The 11,133-nt window shown below is 44.8% G+C and carries 13 protein-coding genes; 2 read left to right on the top strand and 11 right to left on the bottom strand.

The genetic code is table 11. From position 1 onward, the window contains the following. On the top strand, positions 1 to 424 hold a 424-nt coding region (locus A3763_RS25995; RefSeq protein ID WP_156495349.1), incomplete at its 5' end, for a zinc-binding dehydrogenase. A 35-nt stretch (positions 425 to 459) separates the two neighbouring features. Here A3763_RS25995 and trxC read toward each other — a convergent pair. From trxC to A3763_RS25980, 3 genes are all read right to left on the bottom strand, one after another. Further along, positions 460 to 891 carry a thioredoxin TrxC gene (trxC, locus tag A3763_RS25990; RefSeq protein WP_068508675.1) on the bottom strand — a complete coding sequence of 144 codons (432 nt, stop codon included), beginning with the start codon at positions 889 to 891 and terminating at the stop codon, positions 460 to 462. A gap of 125 nt (positions 892 to 1,016) precedes the next feature. After that, on the bottom strand, positions 1,017 to 3,089 hold the full coding sequence (locus A3763_RS25985; protein WP_068508676.1) for a TRAP transporter large permease subunit: 2,073 nt from the start codon (positions 3,087 to 3,089) through the stop codon (positions 1,017 to 1,019). 173 nt (positions 3,090 to 3,262) lie between these two features. Continuing rightward, the gene (locus A3763_RS25980; protein ID WP_082865257.1) at positions 3,263 to 4,321 is read right to left on the bottom strand and encodes a hypothetical protein; all 1,059 of its coding nucleotides are present in this window, start codon (positions 4,319 to 4,321) and stop codon (positions 3,263 to 3,265) included. A gap of 319 nt (positions 4,322 to 4,640) precedes the next feature. Here A3763_RS25980 and A3763_RS25975 point away from each other — a divergent pair, with 319 nt between their 5' ends. Beyond that, positions 4,641 to 4,916, top strand: a complete 276-nt coding sequence (locus A3763_RS25975) for an HU family DNA-binding protein (protein WP_068508677.1) — start codon at positions 4,641 to 4,643, stop codon at positions 4,914 to 4,916. 54 nt (positions 4,917 to 4,970) lie between these two features. On the opposite strand, the gene A3763_RS25970 is transcribed toward A3763_RS25975, so the two are convergent. Genes A3763_RS25970 through gshB form a run of 8 tightly spaced genes read right to left on the bottom strand, consistent with a single transcriptional unit; the run spans position 4,971 to position 11,087 of the window. Further along, a complete protein-coding gene (locus tag A3763_RS25970; RefSeq protein ID WP_068553658.1) occupies positions 4,971 to 5,402 on the bottom strand; it encodes a helix-hairpin-helix domain-containing protein in 432 nt (143 codons plus the stop codon). A 33-nt stretch (positions 5,403 to 5,435) separates the two neighbouring features. Beyond that, positions 5,436 to 6,713 carry a dihydroorotase family protein gene (locus A3763_RS25965; protein WP_068508679.1) on the bottom strand — a complete coding sequence of 426 codons (1,278 nt, stop codon included), beginning with the start codon at positions 6,711 to 6,713 and terminating at the stop codon, positions 5,436 to 5,438. Then, positions 6,710 to 7,693 (bottom strand): aspartate carbamoyltransferase catalytic subunit, encoded by a 984-nt coding sequence (locus A3763_RS25960; protein WP_068508681.1) that lies wholly within the window; start codon positions 7,691 to 7,693, stop codon positions 6,710 to 6,712. The genes A3763_RS25965 and A3763_RS25960 overlap by 4 nt, the downstream gene beginning before the upstream one ends. A 39-nt stretch (positions 7,694 to 7,732) precedes the next feature. Beyond that, the gene (gene pyrR / locus A3763_RS25955; RefSeq protein WP_068508682.1) at positions 7,733 to 8,230 is read right to left on the bottom strand and encodes a bifunctional pyr operon transcriptional regulator/uracil phosphoribosyltransferase PyrR; all 498 of its coding nucleotides are present in this window, start codon (positions 8,228 to 8,230) and stop codon (positions 7,733 to 7,735) included. After that, entirely contained in the window at positions 8,223 to 8,675 is a 453-nt protein-coding gene (gene ruvX, locus A3763_RS25950) for a Holliday junction resolvase RuvX (protein WP_068508683.1), read from the bottom strand. Before ruvX ends, pyrR begins: the two co-directional genes overlap by 8 nt. Continuing rightward, positions 8,675 to 9,190: a YqgE/AlgH family protein gene (locus A3763_RS25945; RefSeq protein WP_068553656.1), complete on the bottom strand. Its 516-nt coding sequence runs from the start codon at positions 9,188 to 9,190 to the stop codon at positions 8,675 to 8,677. Before A3763_RS25945 ends, ruvX begins: the two co-directional genes overlap by 1 nt. Before the next feature lie 28 nt (positions 9,191 to 9,218). Next, positions 9,219 to 10,085 carry a TonB family protein gene (locus tag A3763_RS25940; RefSeq protein ID WP_231872330.1) on the bottom strand — a complete coding sequence of 289 codons (867 nt, stop codon included), beginning with the start codon at positions 10,083 to 10,085 and terminating at the stop codon, positions 9,219 to 9,221. 42 nt (positions 10,086 to 10,127) lie between these two features. Next, positions 10,128 to 11,087 (bottom strand): glutathione synthase, encoded by a 960-nt coding sequence (gene gshB / locus A3763_RS25935; protein ID WP_068553655.1) that lies wholly within the window; start codon positions 11,085 to 11,087, stop codon positions 10,128 to 10,130. Between the last annotated feature and the right edge of the window lie 46 nt (positions 11,088 to 11,133).

Genomic DNA, 11,133 nt, shown 5'->3' with positions numbered 1-11,133 from the left:
AATCGATCATAGCAAAGCTTTAGATAAACAACTTTCTGATATTGGTATTCCTAGCGTTGATTATATTCTCTGCTGTAATAGCACCGATCAATACTTCGATCTTATGATAGACGTAATCAAACCGCTTGGAAGAATCTGCTGCATTGTTGACAATACGGCCCCCTTGGAAATGAATAAACTGAAATCAAAGTCAGTGAGCTTCGCTTGGGAGTTCATGTTCACCAAAGCCATGTTCAAGACACCAGACCGGATCGAGCAACATCATATTCTTAACGAAGTGGCACGGCTCGTTGACGAAGGTGAGTTCATCTCCACACAGAATCAAATATTATCGCCTATCTGCGCAGACACTCTACGCCAGGCTCATGCCCAACTAGAGCAAGGAAAAACAATAGGGAAGCTCGTCATCGAAAGCTGGGAGTAGAGAGCAACTAGCAAACTATAATTGAAAACATTCTCTTAAATGTTTTCTTCTATCCATTTCGTTAATTGGGCTAAGGGTAAAGCTCCAGAAATCCTGGCAACTTCTTTCCCGCCTTTGAAGATTAATAAACTCGGGATAGATTGTATTCGCCAACGGGCAGCTACTTGTTGATGCACTTCAGTATTCAGTTTTGCAAAACGTAACTTCGGTTCTAGTTTCTTGGCTGCTGCATCAAACGTTGGAGCGAATTGCATACAAGGCCCACACCACGAGGCCCAGCAATCCACGATCACCGGGATCTCATTATGACCAACAACAGCAGCGACATTCTGCGCAGTGATATCCATTGCTTTTCCAAGAAATAACGCTGACTTACACTTTCCACATTTTGGCTTTTCTTTAAGTCTCTCTTCCGGCAACTTATTGCTAACACAGCACTTTGGACAAACTATTTTTATTACACTCATAGTAAGTTTTTAGCTCCTTAAGAAAAATACGAAAGCGATCAATTGAGTAGGTACTCATCTCTTCAGTAAATTATAAACAAAAAAAATCCCCGACTTGCGGGGATTTTTTATTTGCCTAACTCAACTTAGTAGGCAACCAGTAGAGGTCCAAAGGCCACGATGAGCAATACTGAGCCCATTGTCATCATTGGCATCAGAATACGCTCATTGCGCTGGTAGAAGGTACCATCCTTAACTTCTTCATCAGCTTTAAGCGCTTCTTCTTCACCCACCACTTGGCGTGTTAACAAGTGATTCAATGCTACCGGCGGGCTCAAGTAACCCAACTCAAAGGCAACCAAAGTCATCATCCAGAAGTGAATTGGATCAATACCAGCCTGGTAAGCAACCGTAGCGATTGTTTGGCTTACCAGAATTACCGCACCAAAGGCTTCCATAATCATACCCATGACAACCAACGCACACACCATAAGGGCCATTGCTGTCCAGATACTTGAGAAGTCACTTGGGAACATCTCAACAACACCGGTTCGTTCGATCATACCACCCAAACAGATACTACAAGCTACCAATAGTAGCAGGGCACCAATTTCAGCCGTTGTCTGGTTGGTGGCTGTACGCACACAGTATTCAATACCTTTATGTGGCTCGGTTGACTTACCATCTTCACTCACCATGTCTTTCTTGGTGATATGTTCAAAAATAAGAATAACGATCATCATCACAGGTAAGATTCGCGCTGCAGAGAACTCATCCAACTGAACGTTTAAGGCCATGTTATAGAACATAATAACGCCACCCATACAAAGGATGTAAGGAATGAGAGGCTTAATTTGCGAAAATGTCTCTGGCAGTGCATCACCAACAGAGGCTAATTGAATCTTGCTCTGACGGTTCACAAACATAACCATAATAAAGAACATAAAGGCACTTAGCGCAAAGACCCATACACCCCAGCCAAATAGTTGGTCGGTCGTTACTTCACGGTTCATGAACGCGATAACAACAACAAGCAAACATGGTCGCAATACAACACCCATACTACCTGACATCGCCGTGGCTGCGAGTGCCAGATTGCGGCGTGCGCCAGCTGCTCTAATTTCGTGATAGATTACTGCACCAGCAGCGATAACGAAGATACCAGAGCCACCTGTGTAGGCAGTCGGTACAGCAGCAAGAACAACCACAACAAAAGCCAACATTTCCGGAGGCATTTTCCAAGGCTTAAACAGGTTCAGAACCAAACCGGCAAAACGGGTTTGTTTCAAGAGCATACCTATCCAGACATACAAACCAACGTTCAGGAACATGTCCGCCAGGTCCATCAGTGTATTCAGATAGATACCTATCCCTGGCATGTGGCCATGAGAGAAGAAGAAAATACCCGCAATGATGGCCATCGTGGAATAGAGAGGAACCGATAACAAAGCATAGCCAATATTACCGCCAGGTTTTAGGTGAGCAGGCACCTTAATCAAATTGTAGATACTGACGATCAACAATAAGGCTATGCCATATACCCAGAAGTTATGCAGCATCGCTTCTTCAGACGGGAGGTTGGTACCATCTGAGTGAGCCAACTCCCGGAAGGCAAAAACCGAAGTCAACAAAACACAATTAGCAATAACCTGTGCAGAGCTCGACACATAGTGATCAAGTCGGTGCAAGACCGGGCGCATGGCAATATGGTGGCGCTTCAAGGTTGCCGTCATTGCACACAAAAAGATCAAGGTTATCAGGATGAACTTTTGGGAAACTAAGCCAACGCCTATCGCGTCAGAAACAAACAACTCTACTGCTCTGAATGCTTCAACGCTCGGGGTAATACGATCGCTTATTTCTTCGTAAGCTGTAAATTTATTCTGACAATCCTGACGTGCATTCTCGATAGAGGTACGAATTAAGTCCGGATCGACAGGTGCAGCATCGAATAGATCTAAACCTAAATCATCATCTTCGGTTTGAGCCAAACGTGCTTGCAACTGCTCTTCAACATTAACGTTTGGATCACAGGTAGGTGCGACAGGATCAACTCGAAGCTTATAGTAGCCCGGCCAGTAATGCTCCCCAACCTGTAATATCTGATTATGGATATCACTACTGGTACTAAAAACAACAACCAGTAACAACAAAATACAAGCTGGTAATGACGATAGCCACTCAGAAATTGAGCGGCCGCTTTGTGTATTGGAAGCCACGTAGTCCCTTCTCCCCGAAAAATGAATTGGTTTATTATTAGCCAAAAAAAAAATGCCGGTAGATTATACCGGCATTCCTTAGTAGCAGACTAGCTGGAGATTGACTTTCTTTTTTTCAAAAATGGGCAAATCACCTTGATTCAAGCATATTAAGGTGATACAAGTCTCATTTTTTAAAACAAGTCATCCAGTTCAACAGTTTCGATATCATCAGCGGCATTCTCATCCCAGAAAGATCCAAGTTGACCAACTGGAGTTCGGTGCCCCATATTTTCTGTCCACATTTTATCTGAAATTCGGGTGATCGCTTCTGTTGCTGCTACGTCCAATAAACGATACTGCTTATTCGCTTTATGATTAGTGATGTGCTCAGCATGTCGCTTAATAACCGTTCTTACACGCTCCATGTCACCTTTAGAATAAGCGGCGATAATATGGAAAACGTGCGCCAAACGGATATGCGCATTTTCACCAATCTGGTCAGCTTGCTCCAATCGCTCCCAAGCATTTTCACCCTCTGGTAATGCACCAGGTAACAAGCTCCAAACCGCTGCTTTTAACGCTAAAGGGACGCCAAACCACGCCCGGTTATCCAAACAACCCGCACCACGTTCTGCTTGTGCCGCAATGTTTTTAGGCACCCCGGTACCAACACCCGAGAGAATATCGTGGTTCAAGGACAAAAGACCATTAATCAATCCCGCCAACCAAACAATCTGATCAAACTCTTGCTCAAGATCAGGACACTCACCACCAATTTCTAAACCTCCATTAAACTGAATCAAGGCCAGCCAGCCTTTGTAATAACGCTTCGCAGCTCTTACATGGTGATTTTTCTGGGCGATCAATGAATCTTGCGCCATATCTGGCTGCTGTCCACGAATGTATCGCAAGTACGCAAGCTCTTGTTCAAAAGCTCTTGCTTCTTCACAACCACCAGCACCTAAGTTTAGAAGCACTTCCAGCTCCCAGGGCTCTTCAGTGATTCGGCCAATTGATTCAACCATCGCTCCCAGCGCTTCAGCACCAGTACAACCCGCAACCAAGTCATCAGTCGTCAACAACTGAGGTACAACGTGCGCCTCGGCCAACAGGGTTATCGCATCACCTGTAGGTTTAACCATTGGCTTAACCAAAAACTGGTTAATCGCTTTACAGCCGCCCAGTAAAGACGACAACACTACGGAAAGAACAATCCATTTTATATATGTACGGCTGCTATTCAGCTTCACAATAGGCTCCTAAAAACATTCAGATACTTTCTGCAATCGCGGATTATCTACGACTTGATAGAATTTTAGTGAGATCGATGGCACAAAGATTAAAATTCGTGCCAAAATTATACGCGGGTTCCGTAAATCAAAACTCAATATGGCTACCAATTTGAAACAAGTTCACAGATATTTCATTTTTTAACAAATTTTGCTTTTTTTACTTTTACCCATTGCAAGCAAAGCGATCTGGACTATCTTTAGGGTGTACAAAGTCCTCTGGACTGCAGACCCTGTCTGGCGTGTACCTAAGACAACAATCTCAATTAAGGTAAAATTCATGAAAAAACCTGAACTTGCTGCTGCCATTGCTGAAAAAGCGGACCTAACCAAAGAAAAAGCCGGTGAAGTCCTGAATATTCTGACCGATGAAATCACCAATGCAATGAACAAAAATGATACCGTAAGCCTGATCGGTTTCGGCACATTTTCAGTCAGAGAGCGAAGTGCTCGTACTGGTAAAAACCCTCAAACTGGTGCAACAATCCAGATTGCTGCAAGCAAGTCTGTTGGCTTCAAGCCTGGCAAGTCACTGAAAGATGCAGTGAACGGCTAGCTGGCCTGAGCCAAATTCAAAAAAGAGGCTTTCAAGGCCTCTTTTTTATTTCTACTAAAGTTTTATCGAAACCTGTAGCTTCGCTAATAAATCCTGACTAATCCCCTGTACCTTCAATAAAGCATCCATAGATTCATAGGGCCGGCCATCAATAATCTTTTGCGCCAGAACCTTACCCACACCCGGTAATGTTTGCAAAACGACAATGTCATCCTGATTAATATCAATCAGCTGCTTACTAAGGCTAACTTCACATTCCGTTTCTGCTTTATCCTCACCATTATCTTTAGGCTGACGCGTATCTTCTACCTGGTATATTTTCGGCGGACTAGGCTCTCTCTCACTCACGCGCTCAGCTAATAGCTTTAGTTGCTTCAGCTCTATCAGCATTTGTTTCTGCTGTTCAAGGCTTTCATTAGTATTTTTTGCTAATACGTAAAGCCCCCATAAAACACAAACAAAGCCAAGGAATCCGATAATACCCATACCTTATTCTCCAATCCTATGTGTAAGGTGCAATCAATCTAACTCGAAAGAAATCCTACCATCTAGAATAGTTGTGAGTACTTGCCCCTTCAAACTTTTTCCTATTAAAGGTGTGTTTTTTCCATGAGAAATGATTTTGTCAGCACTCAACTGACGTTCACCTTCAGGAGAAAAAACACATAAGTCAGCCACGGCTCCTACTTCTATTTTCGGACAGTTCCTGCGTAAAACCTTGCTAGACCCTCGAGTCATCGCTTCAATAAATCTGGGCAGACTTATTTCTCCGCTGTCCTCTAAACGCATGGCAAAGGGCAAAAGAAATTCTATATTACTCATTCCCGCTTCAGTTTCAGCAAAAGGCGCTTGTTTCGCTGCAGCCTCATGTGGACGATGAGCGCTGGTGATCGCATCAATCACACCACGGTTTACACCATCAACAAGTGCTAAACGATCCCGCTCTTCTCTTAACGGCGGTAAGCAATAATAAACACTATTAAAATCCTCAATACACTCATCGGTGTAGAGTAGATTCTGAATCGCAACATCTGCCGTAATATTTACACCTGCAGCTTTTGCTTGCTCAAGCTGAGAAACAGATTCAGCCGCCGACAATTGAGAAAGGTGGAGATGCACTCCCGTTGCTTTAGCTAACTGAATCAATTGCGCAACGGCGATGGTTTCAGCCAAAGAAGTAATGCCTTGCAGGCCAACGGTGGTACTTACTTCACCTTCATGCATGACCCCTTGTTGTAATGAGGGCTCTACAGGGTTCACAAAAACGCTCATCTCATGCGTTTTTGCATATTCAAAACAGCGCTTGGTCACGGCTAAATTTTTAAGCGGGTTGTAAGCGTTACTCAAAGCCACACATTGCGCTTTCTTCAGGGATGAATAGGTAGCTAACTGCTCTCCTTTTAGTCCCTGCGTCAACGCACCAATTGGTAAAACTCTGCAATAGTCCGTCTGTGCGCTTAGCTCTCTAATCAACTTTGACACAGCTTGAGAGTCATTGACCGGCCGGGTTTCTGGAGTACAGCATAAGGTCGTCACGCCACCCGCGGCGGCGGCTTTGGTTTCACTTGCGATACTGCCTTTTATGGAGTTTCCTGGCTCTGGCAAAGCGACAGAAAGATCAATCAAGCCTGGTAATACATAGGCTCCATTCAATTCTTTTGTAGGAGTGCCACTTATCTCGGCAACATCGATTGCCTCGATCAGACCATCTTTAATCAGCAAGGTTTCAAAAGGAGCCCAGGACGCGCCGGAGTCAGAGAAAACTAGACGCTGACCATTTTTAAGAAGCATGCTCATTTTGACTCCTCACTGTTTTTCTCTTCCGTTTGACCACTCATTGCCATCGACATAACCGCCATTCTTACAGCAATACCATTAGTGACCTGATCCAGGATCACTGACTGCTCGCCATCTGCAACTTCCGACTCGATCTCAACGCCGCGGTTAATCGGCCCCGGGTGCATTACAATTGCATCAGGTTTGGCTAGTGCCAAGCGCTCACGAGTCAAGCCATAAAGCTGAAAGTATTCCTGCTCACTCGGTAGCAAAGCTCCTTGCATTCGTTCACGCTGCAATCGAAGCATAATAATCACATCAAGGTCTTTTAGGCCTTCATCCATATTGTTATAGACATTAACATCCAATGACTCGACACTTTTCGGCAGCAAGGTATTAGGAGCTATCACTCTTACTTCATCAACACCGAGTGTATTCAGCGCTCTAATCTGGGATCGTGCAACTCTTGAATGCAAAATATCACCCACAATTGCGACTTTCAGGCCCTCGAATTGCCCCTTATTCTGACGAATAGTCAGCATATCCAGCATTGCTTGTGTCGGGTGGGCGTGCCAACCATCTCCTGCATTCACAATAGCCACACCAGGTGTGACAGACTCTGCGATAAAATGCGCGGCACCACTCGAGGCATGTCGAACAACAAACATATCACTGGCCATCGCTTCGAGATTACGCAGCATATCCGAAAGCGATTCGCCTTTTGAGGTAGCAGAGGTATTAATATCCAGATTAAGTACATCGGCGGATAAACGCTTGGCAGCCAATTCAAAGGTGCTTCGAGTCCGTGTACTGGCTTCAAAGAAAAGATTCACGACAGTTTTGCCACGCAAAAGGGGAACTTTTTTGATGTTCCTTTCGCCAACTTCGATCAATGAGTCTGCGGTATCCAAAATTTCTGTCAGGAGCTCTTTACTGAGCCCAGATACCGTCAAGAAGTGCTTGAGTCTTCCTGACTTAGTTAGTTGAATAGGCGCCTGCATGAAAATTTCCTGTTAAAAACCGTCGTCGTTGAAATGTAGTTACTGTATTTTTAGGTGTAGATTCTCTGGACCGATAAGCTTTATACGCTGCCCCTCGGCTAAAGATAATTTCGCCCCAACCACATGAGGTGCGATTGGAAGCTCCGGACGCCCTACATCTACCAGTACGGCCAGTGTAATACTTGCTGGTCTGCCGTAATCAAATAGTTCGTTCATCGCTGCACGCACAGTACGGCCAGACATTAAGACATCATCGAATAAAACGATATGCTTATCTTTTGTTTCGAAGGGCAAGCTAGATGGCTCAACTTTTGGATTCAAACCAATTTGAGTAAAGTCGTCGCGATAGAAAGATATATCAAGCTCACCAATCAGTTTTTCATTCGCCAAACTTTTTTGAATAGCCTTAGCGACCCAAACACCGCCGGTGCGAATCCCGACAAACTCATAGTCAGTGATATTCTTTTCTGCCAAATAATGGCTTAGTTGCTGTGACATCGCACCCAATAAGGCTTCTACAGCTTGTTCATCATGCATTGTCAGTTCCTTTATTGTCACTCATTGCTGCAAACCAGCTTTCTAGTATTAAACATGCTGCGGCACCGTCAACCGAGTGATCCCCAAAATCTACGTACCGACCCGTTCTAGCTTTCACCGCCTGCTTAGCTTCGAAGCTTGAGAGCCGCTCATCCATCATATCGACCGGTTTATTAAAACGGCCTTTTAAGCGCTTACCGAACTTCTTCGCTCGCAATGACATATCGCTTTCAGAGCCATCCATATTCAAAGGTAAACCAACGACAAAGCCTGTCGGTTTCCATTCTTCTACCAATTGTTCAATTACTTCCCAGTCAGGAATCCCCTCTCTGGCTTTAATGGGAGCAAGCTCTGATGCGGTTTTAAGTAGGCTATTCCCACAGGCAACACCGAAGCGCTTTACACCAAAGTCAAAACATAAGTAGGTCAAGGCTTCATTGGTCATTAAGCGTGACCTATCTGGCCACTGAGCTGGTCTGCCTTAATACCGAGAATATCCATCGCCATTGTCAGTTTTTTGCTATCGTCGTCAGCAAACAATATGTCCTGAGACCCGGGGCAAGTTAACCAAGTGTTTTCTGTGAGCTCACCTTCTAACTGCCCCTCTCCCCAACCAGCATAGCCAAGGGCAACCAGATAGGTTTGTGGCCCGGTTCCCTGTGCAATGGCTTCAAGGATGTCTTTAGATGTGGTGAGTTTCAGTCCGGATGATAACTCTAGCGTAGATTGCCAACATTTTTCACCATCATGAAAGATAAAACCACGATCTCTTTGGACCGGCCCGCCAGCGTAAATTTTGGCATCAGTATCAATCGTCATACTGATATCTAACTGTTCGAGTAACTCAGCCAAGCCAATATCGGTAGGGCGGTTAATCACAACGCCCATTGCGCCATCGCTGCTATGATCACAAATATACGTCAGAGACCCTGAGAAGTTTGGATCTTTCATCTGGGGCATTGCGATCAGAAACTGATTTTCTAAATGGCTACAAATAGCTGGATACTCCACTCTTGTTATAAGAAAAGGTGCGAATCAATTCTAATACATCTCGCTCTTTTCTTACATTCTTTGGAAAGGGCGCAAAGGGCGCCGCTCGATGAACAATATCTCTGGTTTTGGAGTCCAGAACTAGATCTCCTGAGCTCTGTAACACGACAACCTCTTTAATCGTGCCATCGGAATAGATAGAAATTGAGACGCGGGGTTTACCATACAAGCGCTTCCCGGCATCTTCAGGAAAGTTCAGACTGCCTGTCCGCTCTATCTTACTGACAACGTGCGCCACATATTGAGAATCGACCGCTTTCATTGTCGAGGCTGCGGTCAAGCGAGTCACCCTTGGGCGTTTAGCATAATTTTGCCTCTGCCTATCTAAATCAGCTTCCAGTTCAGCTATTTCGAGGCTTCGTTCCAGAATGGACTTTCGAGGCTGCACTTCGGTGGGCTTATTTTCTTCTTGCACACGATCAAACAGGCTGGGTCTTAGCCTTTCGCCCGATACCGAGCTGATCACCTGTTTATCACGCTTTTCTATACTGTCTTGTGTTGGCGCTGGAGAGCTGGCTAATTGCTCCAGGGCATTGAACTGCTTCGATTCAATCGGCGTCGTGACTCTCGCTTTTTCTTCTAGCGTACCGCTGCCAAGCTGGTTGGTCTCGGCAAAGAAGTCCGCCTTATCTGGCTTGGTCTCATCCTCAAAGCGAGAAAGCGTAATTTCCATAGTAAACGCCACGGGCTCCGGATCTTCTTCCAGAAAATCGGTCAGGATAATTAAGCTATGTAAGGCCAGCGCGACAAAAACCGTAAAACTAAGACGATCAGTATCGCTAACACCCATTGCTCGTGCTACCACTGCCAATTTAGCTCCCCTACAGATTGCGTCTCTTGCTTCATATTACTTTTTACTAGCACTCAATTTCTGCTCAATCGTCGATATTAGCTTATCAGCAATTTTGATTTGGCTAACCCTTTCAATTTCCTGAATACAGGTTGGACTGGTGACATTTATTTCTGTCAGGTAATCACCAATCACATCGATACCTACAAATAACAAGCCCCTATCTAGTAAATCATCTTTTATCTGATCAACGATCCAATAGTCACGTTCAGTCAGTGGCAGCACTTCTCCACGACCACCTGCAGCCAAATTGCCTCGCGACTCACCTTGCCCCGGAATTCTCGCCAAGCCAAAAGCAACCGGCTCACCATCAATAATAAGTATACGCTTATCGCCATTCTTTATCTCAGGCAAATATTTTTGCGCCATCACCTGTTGCTGGCCATGCTGACTCAGCGTTTCGAGAATCACACTTAGGTTACTGTCCCCCAGAGTCACTCTGAAAATAGAAGCGCCTCCCATACCATCCAAGGGTTTATAGATGACGTCTTCATGCTGCTTACAAAACGCTTTCAAGCGTTGCTGATCTCTCGAGACCAAAACAGGCGGGCAACATTGGGGGAAAAGAGTCGCGTATAGCTTTTCATTACAATCTCGCAAGCTTTGGGCTTTATTTAATACTAAAGCTCCCTGCTGCTCGGCCCGTTCTAGAATATGCGTAGCGTAAATAAACTCTGAATCAACGGGTGGATCCTTACGCATAAGAATGACGTCTAACTCAGCCAAATCGGCTTCGCGCGGCTCACCAAGTTCATACCAGCTTTGCTCATCGTTACTTACCTTGAGAGGCGTCAAACGTCCACGAGCCGTACCTTGATCCAAATATAGGTCAGACATTTCCATATAGTTCAAAGACCAGCCTTTCGCTTGGGCAGAAAGCAGCATAGCGAAGGAACTATCCTTCTTGATATTAATCCCGGAAATGGGATCCATCACAATTCCTAACTTAAACGTCATTTATTACCTGCGAAACAAAAAAAATGTACTAACCTTAAGAACTACT

It is taken from the genome of Oleiphilus sp. HI0128 (assembly GCF_001635365.1).
This window is presented reverse-complemented; position numbering and strand designations above follow the sequence as displayed.